Origin of the sequence: Jeotgalibacillus sp. S-D1, assembly GCF_004358665.1 — a bacterium.
In the GTDB taxonomy this organism is placed as follows: domain Bacteria; phylum Bacillota; class Bacilli; order Bacillales; family Jeotgalibacillaceae; genus Jeotgalibacillus.
In genome coordinates this window covers 629,220-649,794 of record NZ_SMZR01000001.1, presented here as the reverse complement: position 1 = coordinate 649,794, position 20,575 = coordinate 629,220, and the positions used below count along the sequence as shown (strand labels likewise).

The window sequence follows — 20,575 nt, the reverse complement described above, 5'->3', positions numbered from 1 at the left end:
AACACCCGGCTGCATTTAGCCGGGTGTTTTTTTGTTTGCCATTATTAAATGTTTGGAAATTAACTTATGAAGTTCCCCTATCATTTCTCGCAGCTGAATAAATGCAAAGTAACTATCTGGCCGGGTCATTACAAAAGATAGCCGTTCATGTACATTTACACAGGTTATCAAAAGATCATTTACAGATTCTTCCCATCCGCTTAAATCCACCGGACGTCCATTCCCCCAGTAAAGCATCATGTAAAAGATTGATATTCCCTCAATCATCAACGGGCGGGCTTCCAGACTTCTTGATTGATATAGTGAGGCCAGTGATTTTTCTATTACTTTCCATTCTTCAACAAGAATCGGTACCCATTTTTTTATGTCTTCCCAGGGTTTCTCCTCTGAAAGATAGCTTGCCTGCAGATCCGGATTAAAAAGAGGCTGGAAAAGATTATATTCAGAGCTGCTGTTGACCGGAAGCTCCAGGGCTGTTTCCTTAAAAAAAAGAGGATGACGGTATCGATCTGTTAAAGTAATTTTATGACTGCTCATTCAATTTTCCCCGCATTCGCTTCTTGCCTTCCCTGCACAAACTTAGCAAAGGACAAACATCGCATTTAGGCGATTGTGCTTTGCAATGATAACGTCCAAAAAATATTAACCGATGATGTGTGATGGACCACTCTTCCTTTGGTATCTTACGCATCAACGTCTTTTCTACTTCAGTAACAGAATCCTTCCATCTGCAAATTCCCAGCCTTTTAGCAACTCGTTCAACATGAGTGTCCACTGCAATTGCCGGTTCACCAAATGCAACCGACACAACAACATTGGCTGTTTTCCTTCCAACACCTGGAAGTGTGGTAAGTTCACTATGATCAGAGGGGATTACGCCGCCATAGTATTCAATTAATCGCTGGCAAAGATTTCGAATATGTTTAGCTTTGTTTCGAAACAGCCCTATTGAACGAATATCATTTTCAAGTTCTTCCAGCGGCACTTCCAAATAATCTTCAGGAGTTTTATATTTTTGAAATAATTTTTTGGTTACTTTATTTACGAGGGCATCTGTACACTGTGCAGACAACAGCACCGCAATTGTTAATTCAAATGGATTTTCATGCACAAGCTCACAATGCGCATTCGGAAATAATTCGCCTATTTCATCCAGACAATATCGAATATTTGATTTCGTAAGCATTCGTTCCCCCCCTATTATTTCTCCAGCCAGTTATAGAAAGGAACTTTTTTTGTCCCCCCTGCAGAAACCTGGTCCCTCTCTAACTTTTTGGGCTGTCTGAATTTCTCCCCTTGTTTCTTTGCCTGGTCAACGGTTTGAATCCCCTGCTTCTTCCATTCAAATAAAATACGATCGATATAGCGGAAATTCAGTTTGTTGGAGATAACCGCTTCTCTCAATGCCGCTTTAATCAGGATAGGTGATTGATGATCCTGGTCAACCCACATAGCCAGCGTCTCACACTCCAGCGGTGACAGCGGACGTCCAAATTCCTGCTCAAACAAAGTATATAAGTCCGTTTGAGATTGCATTGTTTCTGCCATTTGTTCCTGCTGATTATCTCTTTCCAGTTTATTAATAAGCTTGTTCCACAATGGAACAAGCGAATAGCTTTCTTGCCGAACTTCTTTAACAGAGCTTTCTCCAATTTCCAGAAGACCTTTTTTTAACAGCTTTTGAATGACGGAAAAGCATGCTGAAGAAGTTAGTGTCATACGCTGAGCCAGTTCATCAGGTGTTGGGAAGGTGTTTCCTTTTTCAATAAATGAATGAATATGAATAAGCATCATGCATTCCTCTTCATTTAAACCGATTAACGGATAGTATTTTAAGAGTACTAAAGGGACGGATACGTTGCCTTCCTCCATCCATTGATGCCAAGCTTTAGTATTATTCATTGTTTTACCTCCCTCCCTTTATCTTAGGTGGAAAATGACCGAACAGCTCATTGAAGCCCATTCGGTCATTTTGTTATCGTCTTATGGATATAAACGGTTTAGTAAACGCGGAAATGGGATCGATTCACGGACATGTTCGACACCACTGATCCAGGCAACGGTTCTCTCTAAGCCAAGACCAAATCCGGAATGAGGAACAGAACCATATTGTCTTAGCTCTGTATACCATTTGTAAGCCTCGGGATCCAGCTTATGCTCTTCTATTCTTGTTTTAAGAAGTTCCAGGTCATGAATACGTTCAGAACCCCCAATGATTTCTCCATAGCCCTCCGGCGCGATTAAATCAGCACAAAGGACCACATCTTCTCTTGAAGGATCAGGCTGCATATAAAACGGCTTCAAGCTCGTCGGATAATGTGTGATGAATACCGGCTTGTCATAGCTCTCTGCAATAGCTGTTTCATGAGGCGCACCCAAATCATCTCCCCATGAAATATCAGTAAATCCTTTTTCATGAAGGAACTCAATGGCATCATCGTAATGGACACGTGGGAATGGAGCCTTGATGTTTTCAAGCACCGAAGTATCTCTTCCCAAACGGGTAAGTTCAAGTTTGCAGTTTTCCAATACAGATTGAATGATAAAAGAAACATATTCTTCCTGAACGACAAGGTTGTCTTCAAACTCATAAAAGGCCATTTCCGGTTCAATCATCCAGAATTCGATAAGATGACGTCTTGTTTTTGATTTTTCTGCCCTGAAGGTTGGGCCAAATGAAAATACCTTGCCTAATGCCATAGCCGCAGCTTCCATGTAGAGCTGTCCACTTTGGGACAAGTAAGCATCTTCATCAAAATATTTCGTATGAAATAATTCAGAAGTACCTTCAGGAGCACTGCCTGTTAAAATAGGAGGATCCACTTTAACAAATCCATTTGTATTAAAGAATTCATAAGTAGCTCGAATAATTTCATTTCTAATTTTCATTACAGCATGCTGTCTGTTCGAACGAAGCCACAGATGACGGTGATCCATTAAAAACTCAGTGCCATGCTCTTTTGGCGTGATCGGATAATCAACTGCTTCGTGAATGACTTCTAAATTTTTCACTTCCAGTTCATAACCAAAAGGAGATCGGTTATCCTCTTTTACTACGCCGGTTACATATACAGACGATTCCTGCGTCAAAGATTTAGCTTTTTGGAAGACTTCCTCTCCTACTTCGCTTTTAACCACTACTCCCTGAATAAATCCTGATCCATCACGCAATTGCAAGAAAGCAATCTTACCGCTGGATCGTTTGTTGCTCAGCCAGGCACCAATGATTACTTCCTGCCCGACGTGCTGTCCTACTTGTCCAATAGTTTTTTTCACTCTGTTTCCCTCCAAAATATCTGTTCCGTTTTTCAAACCATTCATTTCATTATACCGTTTCTCAATCATTAATTTTGCTTGCTAATTACGGAATGCTCAATCACATACGATTTAATTCGTTCCAACGCAGTTTCAAATGAAGACAGGTCCGTAGCATATGATAATCGGATGTTATCGTCAGCTCCAAATCCGGAACCTGGAATGACTGCTACATTTGCTTTCTCAAGCAAATCAGCAGCAAATTCATCAACCGTATTAAATCCGCATGCTGCCGCCGCTTCTTTTACGTTCGGAAACAGGTAAAAGGCGCCTTGTGGTTTGATGCACCGAAATCCAGGTATGCTCTGAACTGTATCAAAAACTTTATTTAACCGGCTTTCAAAAGCTATACGCATATCTTCAACAGGCTGCTGTGTACCAGTGTATGCGGCCAATGCTCCAAATTGGGCAGTTGTAGTTGGGTTGGATGTTGAATGGCTTGCAAGGTTTGTCATCGCTTTAATAATGGATTCGTTTCCTGCAGCATATCCAATGCGCCAGCCTGTCATTGAATGTGATTTTGACACGCCATTAACAACAATCGTGTGCTGTTTATACTGGTCAGACAGCTGAGCGACTGACACATGACTTTCATTTCCATAAGTCAGCTTTTCATATATTTCATCTGATACGATAAGGATATTCCGTTCAAGGCAGACTTCTGCAATCGCTTGAAGCTCCTCTTTGGAATAGATCATACCGGTTGGATTGCTGGGAGAATTTAATATGATTGCTTTGGTTTTTGACGTAACGGCGTTGTTTAATTGCTCAGGCGTTATCTTATACTGATTGCTTTCTTTCCCATCAATATATACAGGTTTTCCTCCTGCCAATTTTACTTGCTCCGGATAACTTACCCAGTAGGGAATCGGGATAATGACTTCATCATTTTCATTTAGTATCGCTTGAAACAAACAATATAAAACATGTTTCGCACCGCTTCCAACAAAAATCTCACCAGGCATATACTCGATATGCTGATCATCGTTAAATTTTTGGATGATCGCTTTTTTTAAATCAGCAGTTCCTGCTGCTGGTGTATATTTTGTTTCTCCAGCTTTCATTGATTGATAAGCAGCTTCAATAATATGATCCGGTGTATTAAAATCCGGTTCTCCAGCCCCGAGGCCAATGACATCCTTGCCTTGTGCTTTTAATTCTTTTGCCTTCGCTGTAATCGCTAAAGTGGATGAAGGGGTTAATAATTTCACTCTATCTGCTAATAATTCTTTCATCAACTAACACTCCTTAAAGGTTCCGAATTGTCCGCCACCACTCACCATCGTCAAAAGAAACATAGTAGTAGTTCAACGTTTTTTCTTCGTCTAAATAAATAATTTCCCATACTGGACCGACTGACTCATATCCAATGCTTGCGGACATAATTTTTGTTGGGTTGTCATCTTCCTGCAGCATTGAATATACTTCCTCTTTCGATATTCCATCCTGGACCTTCCTCGTTTGTGCTTCGCCCTCATCTGAAGCAGGAATAAAGGAAACGACAGACTCTTCATCAGCTGTCTTTCCGATTACAACTGTATATGACTGAGTACCGTTATAGATATAGGAAGTTTCAATTGTCTGAATCTGAAATTCTTCCTTCGCTTTAGCTTCTCCTCGTTCTAATTCTGCATGAAGAGGCTGCCGGGCCACACTATATACAGTTACACAAAATGTAATAGTACACACTGCGATCAGCGAGGTTATAATGATTGCCCATTTTTTCATCTAATCCCTCTTTTTTATGTACGATATATCGTAAACACAGCTTTTTCCTGATCCTCCTGATCAAGTGCCAAACCAAACATTAAATCCCGTTCCTTTAAAGTTCGGTTTAAAGAATCGACGATTTTGTACAAATCAGGTGATTTTTGAATAGTAACAGTAGACAAAACTTCAATCTTACTTTCCATGATTATTCACATCTCTTCCTAATTAGCTTGTTCCTAAATTATTATAACAGCTTTCGACTTTTTTTTTACAACCAATGTTCAATTTCTTCCACGATTGATTCAAGTCCTCGTTCTTCTACGGGTAAAGCGGGAATAGAAGATAGAAAATGATTGCCATAGGCGGTGGTAATCAGCCGTCGATCAAAAACAACAATCAGTCCACGATCCTGTTCGTGTCGGATCAGCCGGCCAAATCCCTGTCTGAAACGAATGACAGCCTTAGGTAATGACGTTTCCATAAAAGGGTTTCCTCCCTTTTCTTTTACCTCTTCCCAAAGTGCTTTGGTTAGCGGTTCATCCGGTGGTGAAAAAGGAAGCCGCACCATGACCAGACAAGAAAGATCTTCTCCGGGAATATCAATACCCTCCCAAAAACTGCTAGTTCCAAAAAGGATCGCTTTATCAAAACGCTGAAAATTTCTCGTTAATTTTGTTCGGCTTCCGTTTGTAATCCCCTGAGCCATTAAAACAAAATCCTCCATCAGGCCGCTGTCTTTCATCAGCTCGTAGGTATGTCTGAGCATTTCATGAGAAGTAAACAGCACCAGCATTCTTCCTTTTGTTGCCTGACCCATTGCAATTAAATGATCGGTGACCATTTCGACATAGTCCTCGTGTGATACGGCTTTTATGTCAGGCAAGTCTTTAGGAATCATTAAACGCACAGCATTTTTATAATTAAAAGGCGAAGGATGAATAATGCATTCCACAGTAGCTGCATCAGTCCCCAGCCCCTTAAGAAAATAATCAAATTTACCTTCTATAGCCAGCGTTGCACTTGTCATTACTACTGCCATATCATTTGAAAAGAACTGCTTCCTTATTTCATCCTGAACATGTATTTCTCTTGACGTTAAGCTTAAGCTGCCCGGAATTGAACGTAAGTCCCCTTCAAGCCACATAACAGCTGAATGATTTTTTTTAAGAAAAAACAGTCTGATTGCCTCAATCCATTCAGACCACTCCATTAAAAACGAATGAATTTCCTCAACAACTGCTTTGTTGGCAATTGATAATTTGTCGCTGCTTTTCTTAATTCTATTTAGGTTTCTCTGCAGAATTTGATCTGCTTTTTTCATATGTGAAAGCAGGCGTTCAAAAGCATATTGCACATGACTCCAAACAGGCAATTCCCTTATTTCCGGTGTAAGGGAGAGACTGTACTTTTGCTGCCCCTTTCGAATAGAAGAGCAGGATTTAAGTAAAATGCCCAATTGCTGAAAAGAAAGATCCGCTTCAAAACCCAGCTCCGTTATGAACTCTTCTGAAATATCTTCAATGTTCTTTTCTCCATTAGCAGTGAGTAATCCTTTAAGTCTTCCAGCCAGCAAATCCTGTGAATCAAAACCAAGCTGGCCAATAATATATTTTAAGTTCATATAATCAAGCTGCTTTCCCCACTGCCTTCTGCAAGTATCTTCAAAATGGTGGGCTTCATCAATAATTAAACAGGAATGGACGGGAATAAGTGGCTGTTTCCTTTTAATGTCATGAACAAGCATGGAATGATTGGTAATAATCACGTTCGCCTGCTCGGCACGTTTTAATGCCCGCAGGTAAAAATCCCAGTGCTTCCATGGATCCTGATCTTCTCCTAAAAACCATCCTGTATGCCGGACCCGGTTCCAAAACAACCGGCCGCCGCTTGTCAGATTCAGTTCATCAACGTCTCCATCGAGGGTCTCTGTCAGCCAGGTTAAAATCTGCATTTTTGTTAACACCACATCATATTGGTATTCATCCTCCGAAAGTGCCTGCTCAAATTTCAGCAAATGCAAATAATGAGACTTCCCTTTCAACAATGCAAATTGGGCTGGCATATTAAGCTGCTGGAGGGCTTGAACTTCTTTTTGCAGTATTTGTTCCTGGAGCTGTACAGTCTGTGTGCTGATAACGACACGATTGCCATTGGCTGCGTACTGAATGGCTGGAAGCAGATAGGCCATCGTTTTACCTACACCTGTTCCAGCCTCAATAGCCATTTTAGATCCATTGGCAAGTGCATCACTAACCTGTGACATCATGGAAAGCTGGGCAGGCCGGTGCTGATAATTCACCAGGGATTTTGCCAGGATGTTTACGTTGTCATCCGTCTTGCCACTGTCAGTCAAGCATGGCTCAGGCAGCAGTTTCCTTAGAGCAATACCCCGGACGACTTCAATATTTTCAGGCAGATCCATAATATTTTTTCTTTTATCGTTGATAATACTGCCGCACAGCTCATTAATATCACTTTTTAAATGCATGCTCAATTGTTCCATTTTTTCCAGCGTTACTAATGGCATGCGGTTTAATTTGGTTATAAATTGCAGCAGAAGATGGGCTGTAGCAAGCGCATCGCTATCTGCCTGGTGGGGGCGGTCGTGTGATAAATCGAATTGGGCGGTTAAATCAGATAATTTAAAACTGTCAGTTGTAGGCAGCAAAACCCTTGCTAACTCAACAGTATCAATTACAGACCCATTCCACACAGAATAACCGGCCTCTTTAAGTTCTGTTTGGATAAAGGGCAAATCAAAATGAACATTGTGAGCAACAAAAACAGCCCCTTCTAATCGCTTTGCGATTTCTGGAGCAATTTCTGTAAAGAGGGGCGCCCCTTTAACGGTTTTATTTGAAATGCCGGTTAATTCTACAATAAATGGCGGGATCGGCTGCTGGGGATCCACATACGAAGAATACTGATCGACAATTTTATTGTCTTCTACGATAACGATCGCTATTTGCATAATGCGATCTCCTTTTTTAGCCGCATTCCCGGTTGTTTCTATATCTACAACAGCCATTTTGTTATTCCACATTGCTGTCACAACCTTTGCATTTTTAACAATTCTTATTTAAGACATAATGGTTGCTTCAGGCTCATGATGTATCATGTCTATAATTTCATTTTGTTCATTCATAATCGCTACTTTGGGTGTATGGTTAAGTGCAAGTTCATTTGACACCATCATGTAAGATATAACGATGATCACATCGCCTTCTTGAACCAGTCTGGCAGCTGCGCCGTTCACACACATCACACCGCTCCCACGCTTGCCTTTGATAATATATGTCTCAAACCGGGCGCCATTGTTGTTATTAACAATCTGCACTTTTTCATTGGCGTACATGCCGACAGCATCGAGAATATCTTCATCAATTGTAATACTGCCCACATAATTCAGGTTAGCCTCTGTTACACGCGCACGATGAATTTTGCCGCTCATCATTGTACGATACATAATTCTTCCTCCTCTGGTGTAAAAACGACGTTGTCTATTAATCGTGCATGTTCAAATTGTACAGCAAGTGCAATGATAAATTGCCCTGTTTTGTTGTTTATAGGCAGCAGCTCGGGATAGCTGAGGATCTCGATGTAATCAATCTTTCCGCTCGTATTCTCCTGAATATTGCTTGCCATTAGGCTAATCACCTGATCAGCCGTTTTGGTGCCCAGCATCTCTTTTCCCTTAATAAGCGATTGATAAAGCACTGGCGCTTCATTGCGTTCTTTATCTGTAAGATAGACATTTCTTGAACTTTTTGCAAGTCCGTCTTCTTCACGCACAGTTTCAACCGTCACGATTTGAACCGGGAAGAAGTATCCCTCTACAAGTCCTTTTACAACAGCAACCTGCTGCGCGTCCTTTTGGCCAAAATAAGCTCTGTCAGGCTGCACAATATGAAAAAGCAGGGTCAATACAGATACAACTCCATCAAAATGACCCGGTCTTTTTGCGCCGCACAACACATTTGTCCTTTTAAGTGCTGTCATCTTCACCGGCAATTCTTCAGGATAAAGCTCCTTGACAGACGGATAAAATAATAGATCTGCACCTGCGCTTTTTGCCAGGGCAAAATCCCTGTCAATATCTCTTGGGTACTGATCAAAATCTTCGTTTGGCCCAAACTGTAAAGGATTCACAAAGATGCTCATCACTGTCACATCACATTCTTTGACAGATTGGGTTACAAGCGTCAGATGACCTTCATGCAAATATCCCATGGTGGGCACAAAACCGATTTTTTTACCGCTGCTTTTAAGTTCTTTTGAAATTGATTGCATTTGTGATACTGAAGTAATCATTTTCACTTAAATGTTCCTCCATACAATGAAATACGCTCTTGCTGTTTCATATTAAAGGAATGTTCTTCAGCAGGGAATGTCTCATTTTTCACTTCTTTTATATATGTCTTCATCGCTTGTTCCATTGTAGGAAAAACGGTTGAATATTGTTTAACAAATTTAGCTAATCGATGGTCTCCATAACCCATTAAATCATGATAAACCAGAACTTGTCCATCCGCTTGGACACCAGCCCCAATTCCAATTGTTGGTATTGTCAAGGCGTTTGCTGCGTGTTCTGTTATCTGCTGGGGAATACATTCAACTACTAATGCAAACGCACCAGCATTCTGGCATTCAATTGCATCTTTTACTAGCTGATGTCCCTGCTCTGCTGTCTTCGCCTGAACTTTGTAGCCTCCTAAAACACCTGCGCTTTGAGGCGTTAAACCAAGATGTGCCACAACCGGAACGCCTGCTTCTGTAAGTGCTTGTATCATCGGGATCACTTCTTTTGCGCCTTCTAACTTTACAGCATGAGCGCCGGTTTCCTGCAGTAATTGAGCTGCTGCTTTTAAAGTATCCTGCCTGGATAAGTGATACGTCATAAATGGCATATCCACGACAATGAATGTATTTGGTGCTCCTCTTTTTACTGCTTTTGCATGGTGGATCATATCATTTAGAGTGACTGGTACTGTTGAATTGTAGCCAAGCACCACCATCCCCAACGAATCTCCTACCAGAATCATGTCAATCCCCGCTTGTTCTGCAATTTTAGCAGATGGGTAATCATACGCTGTGACCATTGTGATTTTTTCTTTGTTTTCCTTCATCTTTAAAAAATCTGTCGTGCTCTTCATTTTTACTCCTCCTTTTTTTCAGAGGTGTACGAGACAATGTCATAAAAAAAACCCCTCTACTGACAGAAGGATTCTACATGCAATTACACTGTTTCGATCCTCTGTCCCTGTCGCATTATGGATCAAGGCAGAACGTGCTATGGATTTTCTTTAAAAGGTGCAGTTCCTAAGATACTGCCCACCGTTAGTATATCAGATTTTCACTTCTTTTCGCGATCATTTAGATTCAATTCTATATCAGCAGAATAGATCGGATGTATGGTCCCTTCGCTATCTTCGAGGAGTAATACGCCATCGTCTGTGATGCCTGAAGCAACTCCAGTAAGAGTTCCGTTTAAGGTTCTCGCTGTTATATTTTTACCGATTGATATGGCATAACTTTCCCATAGCAGCTTGATCGGAGCAAACCCTTTATTCATGTATATATCGTAGTATCTCTCTAAATGATACATAACCCGCTGAACAATAGCAGCACGTGAAATTAATTCGCCTTTTTCAATCGCAAGTGAAGTGGCGATGGAGGATAATTCATCAGGAAAATCTTCCTTCTGCTGATTGATGTTCATGCCGATGCCAATAATTAACGAATGAATTTGTTCACTGTCTGCTTGCAGCTCCGTTAAAATGCCGGTTAGTTTACGACCGTGGACCAGCAGGTCATTCGGCCATTTTATTTCCACTTGAATTCCGCTCACATCATGAATGGCCTGGACGACGGCCACTGCTGCAATTAATGTAAATTGAGGTGCCTTTTGAGGCGGCAGGGTCGGCTTTAAAAGCAAACTCATCCATATACCGGTTCCCTTTGGCGAATGCCAAGGTCTGGCCATTCGGCCTCTGCCTGTAACCTGTTCTTCTGCAATAACCAGTGTACCTTCCGGTGCCTGCTCTTGTGCGAGCTTATGTGCGATTTTTTGTGTGGAATCAACCGAATCGAAATAAATTACATTTCGGCCCAGCGTTTTTGTTTCCAATCCTAATAAAATATCATTTTCAGTTAATAGGTCGCTTCTTCCGATAAGCCTGTATCCTTTTTTCCGCTTGGATTCGATCGAAAAGCCATCTCCTCTTAATTCTTCAATATGCTTCCAGATAGCTGTTCTTGAGCATCCGGATTCTTCCGCCAGCTGCTGACCGGAAACATAAGTGTCCTGATGGGCGGATAATGAAGCAAGAAGCGATTGTCTTATTTTTGAGACCATCTGTTCACCCACTTTTTAATCTCTGTCGAGTTATTGTCCAGCTGCCCGGTTATAATCATCTGTTCGATTTCAGTTAATAATTCGCCCACCCAGGGGCCACCCTGGCGGTTACTCCACTGCAGCAAATCATTTCCATTTACTTGCAGCTCACTTCTGTTTTTTATCACTAATAAATCCCACATATCAAGCAGTAACTGTTCATTATCAGGAACATGACAAATTGCAGCATACAGTTTTTCCGCCTCTATCGCTGATTGAATTCCTGTCTCGTATAGCATAACGGGATTCCACATGCTTTTGGTTCGTTCCCAGTATAATTTAATCAGTTGTTCCACCTGTTGCATCCTTTTTGCAGAGTGACGCCATTGTTTTAGAAACGCCAGGGAGTTTGAAATCTCCATAAGCAGAATGATTGCAGCCCAGCGCTGTTGAATGGTGAGAGCATCTAAATTAATTGCTTTCATCCGGTTTATTTGCTGGTCCGTAACAGAGAAGCGGGGCAGCTGTTCTGAGATACCCGTTTGACTTAGATATGAGATACCTCTCAACCAATTTATTCCTGTAAGAAGCTTGTCCATTTCAATTCTTTTTCTTTCGATTGCAACATGCTGCAATAGAGATGAACATTTTTTCATGGCTTGCAAGGTTGAGTCTTCAAGTTCAAACGAAAGCTGGGATGCAAACCGGGCTCCACGAAGCATGCGAAGAGCGTCTTCATAAAAACGCTCTTCCGCTTTTCCAACCGTCCGAATCAGCCGTTTTTTAAGATCATGTTGTCCTCCAAATAAGTCGGTCAGCTTATAATCAGAATCCATCGCCATTGCATTGATGGTAAAATCACGACGCTTTAAATCATCTTCCAGGTGACGAACAAATTGCACTTCATCAGGCCTGCGAAAATCAGAATAGCTGCTTTCATGGCGAAACGTTGTGACCTCAAATCCTTTCCCATTTCGTAATACCATAATGGTCCCATGCTCAATTCCAACATCCACAGTATGGGAAAATAGGTCTTTCACTTCAAGAGGAGTTGCAGATGTAGCAATATCCACATCATTAATATCTCTGTCAAGTAGATAATCCCTGACACATCCGCCGACAAAATAAGCATCAAAGCCTGCCGCTGTTATTTTTTTTAATACTGGCAGCGCATCTGTAAAAGCCATTGGCATATTCACAGCAGCACCTTATTTCTCATAACTTCATCATAAATTTTTTCATATTGATTGACGATTTCACTTGAATGAAACTGTTTTTGAACTGCTTCTACAGCGGCTTTTGAAAATCGTCTGTACTTTTCACGGTCAGACAAAAGATCAGCCGTTTTTTCGACAATTGACTTTATATTTCCCAGTTCACAAATATAGCCGGATACGCCATCTTCAATTACCTCGGGAATTCCGCCAACGTTAGTTCCAATACAAGGGACACCGCAAGCCATTGCTTCGAGGGCAACTAAACCGAAGCTTTCCTTTTCAGACAGCAGCAGCATGATATCGCTGATCGAATAAAGCTCCTCCAGATTTTCCTGTTTTCCTAAGAACCTGACCTGATCTTTAATGCCCAGTTCATCAGTCAACTTGCAAATGGTCGACATCTCCGGTCCGTCTCCAACCAGCAGCAGTTTAGCGTTGATATTTTTTTGAATTTCTGAAAATGATCTTACTACGTCCCCTACGCGCTTTACCGCTCTGAAATTGGAAACATGAATTAATACCTTATCGTCTTCTTCAATTTTATAATCACTTTTTAATGAATGTGCATCAACTTTTCGATATACCCGCTCGTCTATAAAATTATGAATAACATCAAGGGATTTATCCGGTGAAATCAAATCATGTGTCTGTTTTGACAGGGCGTGAGAAACGGTCGTTACTCTGTCTGATTGCTCGATTCCAAATCGAATCGCCTCTGTTAATGAAGGATCAAATCCTAAAACGGTTATATCCGTTCCGTGCAATGTTGTGACAATTCCTACAGATGATTTGGCCATCTGTCGGCCTAATATCGCACATACAGCATGAGGGATCGCATAATGAACATGAAGTATGTCTAATTTTTCCCTTTTAATAATTTCTGCCATTTTATTTGCCAGGGCAATGTCATATGGCGGGTATTGAAAAACAGAATAATGATTTACTTCAACTTGATGAAAGAAAATATTCGCATACATTTTATTTAATCGAAAAGGAATACTCGATGTGATGAAATGAATTTCATGCCCTTTTTCTGCAAGTAATTTTCCCAGTTCTGTCGCTACTATTCCGGACCCGCCGACTGTTGGATAACAGGTAATACCAATTTTTAGTGTCATATATCATTCTCCTAATAGGTCATGCTCAATTAGCAACGGTTTGTCAGTAATAAAACCCTCTGCAAAGGTACAATTAACTTCTTTGCCTATAACCCGGTCTCTTGAAATAACCGTCTCAATGTAACCGTTTGTCAATGGAGTGGAGACTCCTGCCTGCGGATTAAACTGACTTTGATAAGCGGTCAGGCAAGCCACCTTATCATCAATCACCTCCGAGGTATCGATCACAAAATGAGGATTATGTATTCCATTAATCATATAATAAAAAAGTTCTGCTTTATGAGCGGCAGTTTGCTTGCCGCTGCCAAACCGATGAATACCCGATGAAAATACAGCTTCCTTTACTAAGGAGGAAGCATGCCCGTGATCGGGATGGCGGTCAACAGAATATGGCGCAAAGACAATCTTCGGCTGCAGCGCTCTTATAAGTTCCACAACGGCTTGAATTTGTTCAGAGGTACCTGTAATACCGCGGTCTGGTATGGCTAAATTTATTCTGTTTTTAACTCCTAAAATGTCTGCAGCCTTTCCTGCCTCTTCTTTTCTTAATGCTACAGTACCGTTTGAAGAAAGCTCCGCTTCAGTCAGATCACAAATAACGATCTTTTTCCCTTTTTTTGACCATTTGGCAATGGTTCCGCCCATTCCGATTTCCACATCATCTGCATGGGCCCCAATTGCGAGTATATCAACCGGTCCCGTCACATTATTCACCTACTTCTACTTCATTTCTCTTGATGGCATTTATTAATATTTTGCCCATTCCAATATTCGTGGCCATTGGGATTTGATAGACATCCCCAAGCCGGATTAATGCTGATACATCAGGTTCATGAGGCTGAGCAGTCAAAGGATCCCGGAAGAAAAACACTGCGTCTAACTCCTGGTTTGCAATTTTTGCCCCAATTTCCTGGTCGCCCCCAAGCGGACCGGACCTGAATCTGTGGATTATTAAACCGGTTTGTTCCGTAATTCTCATGCCGGTAGTACCTGTTGCAAATAATTCGTGCTGCTGAAACACTTCAAGATGCAGCTGAACAAATTCCATGAGTTCTGCTTTTTTCTTATCATGAGCAATCAATGCAATTTTCATAAGTGTTCCTCCAATTCTTAATCCAGTATGTTTTCCAGACCATAAACCAGTGTATTAAGAGTCATAATGGTTTCTACACAGATTTTGACACCCGACATAAAAGAAGTTCTGTCATGTGAATCATGACGGATTGTCAGAAGCTGCCCTTCTCCACCGAACATCACCTGCTGGTGAGCGATTAGTCCAGGCAAGCGGATGCTGTGTATTTTCATTCCATCCATATCGGCTCCTCTTGCTCCTTGGATCGTCTCCTGTTCCTTTGGGTGGCCCTGTTTTTTGGATGCACGCTGCTGTTGAATCATTTGAGCCGTTTTTAATGCTGTGCCCGAAGGAGCATCCAGTTTTTGATCATGATGCATTTCCATGATTTCAACATCATCAAGGTATTTTGCAGCCATTTGTGAAAACTTCATCATTAAAACTGCGCCAATTGCAAAGTTAGGTGCAATAATTACCCCAATCTCCCGCTCTTCGGCAAGCTGTTTTAATTCCTTTAACTGTTCATCGTTAAATCCTGTCGTTCCCACAACCGGCCGCACCTGGTTTAAGAGGGCTGTTCTGGTATGTAAATACCCAGTTTCAGGTGTAGTTAAATCAATTAACACATCCGGTAACGTGTCCTGAAAACACTTTTCCAGATCACTGTAGACTGGAATATTGCTGTCAGCAAAGCCTTCGAGCTCACCTAACGTTTTCCCGTCATTTCTATGATCTACAGCACCCGCCAATGTAAAATGGGGTGTATTTTGAACCAGCTTCACGGCCTCTCGTCCCATTCTTCCTCTGGGACCTGCGATGACAATTTTAATTGTGTCTGCCATAATTCTCATTCCTCCTTGTCTTTACGCGTCCAGCGGTCTTTGTCCCGCGTGCTGAACTTTTTCATAACTCTGGCATGTGCATCCTCCAGGCGGATGTTTTGCTGATTTGCAAAACAGGTCAGCACAAAAAGCAAGTCGCCAAGTTCCTCTTCAACTGTACTGTCTTCTTCTGAGGTCTTCTTGGGTTTTTCTCCATAATGATGGTTTACTTCCCGGGCCAATTCGCCTAATTCTTCCGTCATTCTTGCGATCATGGCCAGCGGGCTAAAATAGCCTTCTTTAAATTGACTTATGTACTGGTCAACTTCCATCTGCATATCTGCAATTGTCTTTTTTTCTTCCATTACCATTCACTCCCAATTCCCATTGCTTTAAATGATTTATTTGACTATAATTGCTTTCGTATGTATGAAATTTTAAGGAGGGTCACCTATGCCTTTTGGTTTAAAATTGAAAAACAGCTTATTTATTTTACTTGGTTCAGCCATATTCAGCTTCGGTATCGTTCATTTTAACATTCAAAACAACTTGGCTGAAGGGGGATTTACAGGAATCACGCTTTTATTATACTTTATTTTTGATTTAAAACCTTCCATAACGAATCTGCTTCTTAATATTCCTATTTTTTTGATTGGCTGGAAACTACTCGGGAGAAAAGTTTTTCTTTACACAATATTGGGCACCATTAGCGTATCTTTCTTTCTTGAAGTGTTTTACAGATATCAATTTTCCATTCCTTTATCCAATGATTTATTTCTGGCTGCGCTCTTTGCCGGTGTTTTTATTGGTGCCGGGCTGGGAATCATATTCAGGTACGGCGGCACAACAGGCGGTGTGGATATTATCGCAAGGCTCGCCAATAAATATATTGGATGGAGCATGGGCCGTACGATGTTTTTATTCGATGCAATCGTAATCGTGCTGTCACTCGTGACCTATTTAAATTACAGAGAGGCCATGTACACGCTTGTTGCCGTTTTTGTCGGGGCCCGTGTCATTGATTTTATGCAGGAAGGTGCTTATGCTGCGAAAGGCGCAATGATTATCTCTCCGCTTCAGGCTCAAATTGCTGATAAGATCACGCTTGAAATGGACCGTGGGGTCACCGTTTTAAATGGCATTGGCCACTATTCAAAAGAATCAAGGTCTGTGTTGTACTGCGTGGTGGGACGAAATGAAATAGTCCGTTTAAAAAATATCATTACCTCTGTAGACCCGCATGCTTTTGTATCCGTAACGGATGTTCACGATGTCCTGGGAGAAGGATTTACATTAGATGAATACAAACGCCCGATTGAATAACTACCAAAAAAGGACTGCCAGATTAATCTGGCAGTCCTTTGTTTTTAATCGTCTCCGTTCATTCCCATAAACATCAGAATAAAGCGAAGCAGCTCGAGCAATGCGATCATAGCAGCGGCAACATATGTTAATGCTGCTGCATTTAACACCTTCTTGGCGTGAGGCTCTTCTTCGTTCCGAATAATTCCACTGCTGACCATTTGGGTCATCGCCCGGGAGGAAGCATTAAATTCAACCGGCAGTGTTACGAACTGAAACAAAACAGCCACCGCAAAAAAGATAATACCTGCCAGGTAAAGCTGCATAGCCCCAAGCAAAGCCCCGCCAATAATCAGAAAGATGGATAGATTTGATCCCAGATTCGCTACTGGAGCCAAGGCGGAACGGAATTTTAAAAATGAATAGCCTTCATCGTCTTGAATAGCGTGTCCAACTTCATGAGCTGCCACTGCAGCCCCTGCTACCGACATGCCATGGTAGTTATCCGGGGAAAGGACAATTTCTTTTGTGCGCGGGTTATAGTGATCGCTCAAAAATCCTTTGCCGGGCTTTACTGCCACATCAAAAATACCATTATCCTGCAAAATTCTGCGGGCTACTTCAGCACCAGTCATATTAGCAGTAGTTGCGATTTTTGAATACTTCTTGTACGTCTTTTTGACCCTCATGTTCGCCCAGATTGGCACGATCAAAATAATCGCAAAATAAATCAATATTTCCATTGTGTCCCTCCATTGATGTATGTTTGATTAAATTTTACCTTTATAAAAGAGGGACTGTCAATCGTTATGATTCCGAATTCTCTTCCTTCTGATTTCACCGTCATATTTTCGCCATGAAACATAGGATAAGGCAGTAATTACCACAGCACCTGTAATGAAGGATACGATCCAAAGAGTGGAATAACCTGTTTGTTCATTGTACCAAACATCAAATGGCGGAAGCGTACTTTCATTGCCGGCAGAAAAAAGGAGCGGACCGCTGACAGATTTTGAGATGGTTTGCATGGTTGGCTGATCATGCCGGTCGGAAATCAGCTGAAGTGTTGGCACCATTGCATTATACAGTTCGTTTAATTCTTTCGCTTCCGCATCGGAAAGTTCCTCTCCAGCCTGCCACTTAGAATCAAGCTTGGCAGTTAAAAAACGCGTGTATTCAACCGTGTTTTTTGTGGAATATTCCGCTAAGGAAACAAAAGACCAAACACTCAATACTTTTTGATCATGAGTCAGCTGCTCAGAAGAAAGCTCCGAAATAAGACTGGTAAACGGATGGTACAGATCAACCTGCTGTTCCTTCTCTATTTGAGTAAACCAGCTGTGAAGAAGATCTACCCCTTCTTCATAATCTCCAGCGGCTATATATTGTATAACAGTTTCGAATTCACTTGCTGCACGGACAGATTGAAAGGGAACTACCAGTAAGAAAAATATCAACAACATGATAACGTGCCGGTTCTTCATCCAAATCCCTCCCCCCACTACTTTATGCAGGAAGGGTTTTTTTAAGAAGGTAAATTCTTTAAATAGCGCAGATGACGATCTCCCCGAACAACCAGCCAATAAGCAATGCCCACCGATACAATACTGAGCCAAAAAGTGAAATAACCTATTTGAAGAATATACTCTTCTAATCTGGAGTAGATCGGGTATTGCATAAATACATAGTCAATCACATCGTTATGTAATGTCCAGATGGCAGCAAGGATTAAATGCCAGGCTGAAAACCGGTAATAGGGAACATACAATAAACCCTGAAGAGCCATCGCCGCGTGTGAAAGGATCAGCATCCATGCCTGGAGTGAAATAAACCCTGTAACCTGCCATGTTAAGACATTCATCACAACAGCCCAAATCCCGTATTTAAATAATGTAATAAGAGCAAGCGCCTCCATAATTTTCGATCTTTTACCCATCAGATAAAGAAAAAGAACAATTGTAAAAAAAAGGCTTGCTGTCGGACTGTCTGGCACAAACGGTAAAAATACCGGCTTCGTGATTTCAAGCTGCGGAATATACCAAATGTACCCATATATTGTCCCCAGAAGATTGGTAAAAAACAGAAGCCATAAAAAGGTTCTATTTCCTAAAATTGTATAAATATACTCCTTCATGCCCATCCTCTCTTTCAAAAAAGAGAGCCAGTCAGCACTGGCTCTCTAAAATAAGTATTATTCGTTTGATACTTCAGAAACGAACTTAGCAAGCTCGTCCAGCTCTTCATCTGTTCCCTGGAACAGGTCAGCCGGCATGTTGCCTTTACCATTAACAGCAATATCTGCTACTTCTTCAGGGGAAAGTGCGGCACCTGTTAATTGAGGAGCAGCTCCCCCTCCCTGAAGACTGTCGCCATGACAGCCGATACAGCCTTGTTCCTGATAAACCAGATAACCGGGCGCTTCCGTATCAACCTCTACTTCAGCTACAATCTCACCTTGTGAGCGTTGTGTTTCCCAGTCATGGTGAGCTACAGATTCCCATGTAAGGAAGATCGTTGCTGCCACACCTAACAACATGAAAGATGTTGCTAATGGGCGTTTGCCTGGACGGCGTTCGGGTCCTCTGTCAATAAATGGAGCTAACAACAATGCTCCAAACGCGATACCCGGGATAACAAATGCACCTACCACATTGTATGGGCCTGATGCAAAGTCATATTTAAGTAATTGATATAAGAACAAAAAGTACCAGTCAGGCAATGGAATGTAACCAGCATCTGTTGGATCCGCAATTTTCTCTAAAGGCGGCTCGTGAGCCACAGTTAATGAAAGGTATCCAATTAAAAATACTGCCCCAACCAACCATTCTTTCAATAAGAAGTTTGGCCAGAACGCTTCCGTTTTGCCCGGGAACTCCGAATAATCTTTCGGTATATTCGGCTTACGATTTGCAGGTACACGCGAGTCTCCTACAAATTTCATCCCTTTTCCGCGATGCATAGCTTTTCCCTCCTTTGTTTCTCTCTCTTAATAGCAACTCAAAATTAAAGTGGTCCAGAAATACCTTGTTTACGAATCATGATAAAGTGAGCTGCCATGAGTCCAAGAAGAGCTCCAGGCAAGAAGAACACATGAATCGCGAAGAATCGGGTTAAGGTTTGAGCACCTAAAATATGCGGATCTCCTGCAAGCAGCGATCTGATTTGCTCCCCGATCAGCGGAGTCGATGCTGCAATTTCAATTCCTACTTTCGTAGCGAATAGTGCTTTCATATCCCATGGTAATAGATAGCCAGTAAAGCCAAGACCCAGCATAACAAAGAAAATAAGTACGCCTACTACCCAGTTTAACTCACGAGGTTTTTTGTACGCACCCGTGAAGAATACCCGTAGAGTATGAAGAAACAGCATGACAATAACCAAACTGGCTCCCCAGTGATGCATACCCCGCACAATGACACCAAAAGCAACTTCATTTTGAAGATAATAAACCGATCTCCAAGCATTTTCAATATCAGGTACATAATACATTGTTAAAAACATACCAGACAAAATTTGGATGACGGTTACAAAAAATGTTAATCCACCAAAGCAGTATACAAACGCTGAAAAGTGATGAGCCGGATTAACATGCTCAGGCACTTCATGGTCTGCGATGTCGCGCCACATTGGTGTTATGTCTAAACGCTCGTCGACCCAATCATAAATCTTATTAAGCACCAATTACG

General features: G+C 41.6%; 24 protein-coding genes. 1 reads left to right on the top strand and 23 read right to left on the bottom strand.

The features are described from left to right. Positions 1 to 15: 15 nt before the first annotated feature. The 18 genes from E2R51_RS03330 to E2R51_RS03245 form a co-directional block, all read right to left on the bottom strand. A complete protein-coding gene (locus tag E2R51_RS03330) occupies positions 16 to 537 on the bottom strand; it encodes a YpoC family protein (protein WP_133375604.1) in 522 nt (173 codons plus the stop codon). Then, positions 524 to 1,186 carry an endonuclease III gene (gene nth, locus E2R51_RS03325; protein ID WP_133375603.1) on the bottom strand — a complete coding sequence of 221 codons (663 nt, stop codon included), beginning with the start codon at positions 1,184 to 1,186 and terminating at the stop codon, positions 524 to 526. The genes E2R51_RS03330 and nth overlap by 14 nt, the downstream gene beginning before the upstream one ends. A 14-nt stretch (positions 1,187 to 1,200) precedes the next feature. After that, positions 1,201 to 1,902, bottom strand: coding sequence for a DnaD domain-containing protein (locus E2R51_RS03320; RefSeq protein WP_133375602.1), 702 nt, complete (start codon positions 1,900 to 1,902; stop codon positions 1,201 to 1,203). Between the two features lie 81 nt (positions 1,903 to 1,983). Continuing rightward, positions 1,984 to 3,276 (bottom strand): asparagine--tRNA ligase, encoded by a 1,293-nt coding sequence (gene asnS, locus E2R51_RS03315; protein ID WP_165967124.1) that lies wholly within the window; start codon positions 3,274 to 3,276, stop codon positions 1,984 to 1,986. A gap of 68 nt (positions 3,277 to 3,344) precedes the next feature. Beyond that, positions 3,345 to 4,550 carry a pyridoxal phosphate-dependent aminotransferase gene (locus tag E2R51_RS03310; RefSeq protein ID WP_133375601.1) on the bottom strand — a complete coding sequence of 402 codons (1,206 nt, stop codon included), beginning with the start codon at positions 4,548 to 4,550 and terminating at the stop codon, positions 3,345 to 3,347. Positions 4,551 to 4,563: 13 nt separating this feature from the next. Beyond that, positions 4,564 to 5,043: a cell wall elongation regulator TseB-like domain-containing protein gene (locus E2R51_RS03305; protein WP_133375600.1), complete on the bottom strand. Its 480-nt coding sequence runs from the start codon at positions 5,041 to 5,043 to the stop codon at positions 4,564 to 4,566. 14 nt (positions 5,044 to 5,057) lie between these two features. Beyond that, positions 5,058 to 5,228 (bottom strand): YpmA family protein, encoded by a 171-nt coding sequence (locus E2R51_RS03300; RefSeq protein ID WP_133375599.1) that lies wholly within the window; start codon positions 5,226 to 5,228, stop codon positions 5,058 to 5,060. Positions 5,229 to 5,293: 65 nt separating this feature from the next. Beyond that, the gene (gene dinG, locus E2R51_RS03295) at positions 5,294 to 8,068 is read right to left on the bottom strand and encodes an ATP-dependent DNA helicase DinG (protein ID WP_133375598.1); all 2,775 of its coding nucleotides are present in this window, start codon (positions 8,066 to 8,068) and stop codon (positions 5,294 to 5,296) included. Between the two features lie 36 nt (positions 8,069 to 8,104). Beyond that, positions 8,105 to 8,491, bottom strand: coding sequence for an aspartate 1-decarboxylase (gene panD, locus E2R51_RS03290; RefSeq protein WP_133375597.1), 387 nt, complete (start codon positions 8,489 to 8,491; stop codon positions 8,105 to 8,107). Further along, a complete protein-coding gene (gene panC, locus E2R51_RS03285; RefSeq protein ID WP_133375596.1) occupies positions 8,476 to 9,342 on the bottom strand; it encodes a pantoate--beta-alanine ligase in 867 nt (288 codons plus the stop codon). Before panC ends, panD begins: the two co-directional genes overlap by 16 nt. Continuing rightward, positions 9,339 to 10,178: a 3-methyl-2-oxobutanoate hydroxymethyltransferase gene (gene panB, locus E2R51_RS03280; RefSeq protein WP_133375595.1), complete on the bottom strand. Its 840-nt coding sequence runs from the start codon at positions 10,176 to 10,178 to the stop codon at positions 9,339 to 9,341. The genes panC and panB overlap by 4 nt, the downstream gene beginning before the upstream one ends. 200 nt (positions 10,179 to 10,378) lie before the next feature. Next, on the bottom strand, positions 10,379 to 11,380 hold the full coding sequence (locus E2R51_RS03275) for a biotin--[acetyl-CoA-carboxylase] ligase (RefSeq protein ID WP_133375594.1): 1,002 nt from the start codon (positions 11,378 to 11,380) through the stop codon (positions 10,379 to 10,381). Beyond that, positions 11,365 to 12,552 (bottom strand): CCA tRNA nucleotidyltransferase, encoded by a 1,188-nt coding sequence (locus E2R51_RS03270; protein ID WP_133375593.1) that lies wholly within the window; start codon positions 12,550 to 12,552, stop codon positions 11,365 to 11,367. The genes E2R51_RS03275 and E2R51_RS03270 overlap by 16 nt, the downstream gene beginning before the upstream one ends. A gap of 2 nt (positions 12,553 to 12,554) precedes the next feature. Continuing rightward, positions 12,555 to 13,694 (bottom strand): N-acetyl-alpha-D-glucosaminyl L-malate synthase BshA, encoded by a 1,140-nt coding sequence (bshA, locus tag E2R51_RS03265; protein ID WP_133375592.1) that lies wholly within the window; start codon positions 13,692 to 13,694, stop codon positions 12,555 to 12,557. A 3-nt stretch (positions 13,695 to 13,697) separates the two neighbouring features. Next, positions 13,698 to 14,399, bottom strand: coding sequence for a bacillithiol biosynthesis deacetylase BshB1 (bshB1, locus tag E2R51_RS03260; RefSeq protein WP_133376314.1), 702 nt, complete (start codon positions 14,397 to 14,399; stop codon positions 13,698 to 13,700). A gap of 1 nt (position 14,400) precedes the next feature. Then, positions 14,401 to 14,787: a methylglyoxal synthase gene (gene mgsA, locus E2R51_RS03255; RefSeq protein ID WP_133375591.1), complete on the bottom strand. Its 387-nt coding sequence runs from the start codon at positions 14,785 to 14,787 to the stop codon at positions 14,401 to 14,403. Positions 14,788 to 14,804: 17 nt separating this feature from the next. Further along, positions 14,805 to 15,608: a 4-hydroxy-tetrahydrodipicolinate reductase gene (gene dapB, locus E2R51_RS03250; protein ID WP_133375590.1), complete on the bottom strand. Its 804-nt coding sequence runs from the start codon at positions 15,606 to 15,608 to the stop codon at positions 14,805 to 14,807. Positions 15,609 to 15,613: 5 nt separating this feature from the next. After that, positions 15,614 to 15,952 carry a nucleotide pyrophosphohydrolase gene (locus E2R51_RS03245; RefSeq protein ID WP_133375589.1) on the bottom strand — a complete coding sequence of 113 codons (339 nt, stop codon included), beginning with the start codon at positions 15,950 to 15,952 and terminating at the stop codon, positions 15,614 to 15,616. Between the two features lie 88 nt (positions 15,953 to 16,040). Here E2R51_RS03245 and E2R51_RS03240 point away from each other — a divergent pair, with 88 nt between their 5' ends. Further along, the gene (locus E2R51_RS03240) at positions 16,041 to 16,910 is read left to right on the top strand and encodes a YitT family protein (RefSeq protein WP_133375588.1); all 870 of its coding nucleotides are present in this window, start codon (positions 16,041 to 16,043) and stop codon (positions 16,908 to 16,910) included. 44 nt (positions 16,911 to 16,954) lie between these two features. Here E2R51_RS03240 and E2R51_RS03235 read toward each other — a convergent pair whose 3' ends face one another. Genes E2R51_RS03235 through qcrB form a run of 5 tightly spaced genes read right to left on the bottom strand, consistent with a single transcriptional unit; the run spans position 16,955 to position 20,567 of the window. Beyond that, positions 16,955 to 17,632, bottom strand: coding sequence for a zinc metallopeptidase (locus E2R51_RS03235; RefSeq protein WP_133375587.1), 678 nt, complete (start codon positions 17,630 to 17,632; stop codon positions 16,955 to 16,957). A 57-nt stretch (positions 17,633 to 17,689) separates the two neighbouring features. Continuing rightward, positions 17,690 to 18,373 carry a sporulation protein YpjB gene (locus E2R51_RS03230; RefSeq protein ID WP_133375586.1) on the bottom strand — a complete coding sequence of 228 codons (684 nt, stop codon included), beginning with the start codon at positions 18,371 to 18,373 and terminating at the stop codon, positions 17,690 to 17,692. Between the two features lie 41 nt (positions 18,374 to 18,414). Beyond that, positions 18,415 to 19,023: a lipoprotein heptaprenylglyceryl N-acetyltransferase LhaT gene (gene lhaT / locus E2R51_RS03225; protein ID WP_133375585.1), complete on the bottom strand. Its 609-nt coding sequence runs from the start codon at positions 19,021 to 19,023 to the stop codon at positions 18,415 to 18,417. A 57-nt stretch (positions 19,024 to 19,080) separates the two neighbouring features. Beyond that, positions 19,081 to 19,848, bottom strand: a complete 768-nt coding sequence (locus tag E2R51_RS03220) for a menaquinol-cytochrome c reductase cytochrome b/c subunit (protein WP_133375584.1) — start codon at positions 19,846 to 19,848, stop codon at positions 19,081 to 19,083. 44 nt (positions 19,849 to 19,892) lie between these two features. After that, positions 19,893 to 20,567 (bottom strand): menaquinol-cytochrome c reductase cytochrome b subunit, encoded by a 675-nt coding sequence (gene qcrB / locus E2R51_RS03215; RefSeq protein ID WP_133375583.1) that lies wholly within the window; start codon positions 20,565 to 20,567, stop codon positions 19,893 to 19,895. Positions 20,568 to 20,575 lie beyond the last annotated feature (8 nt).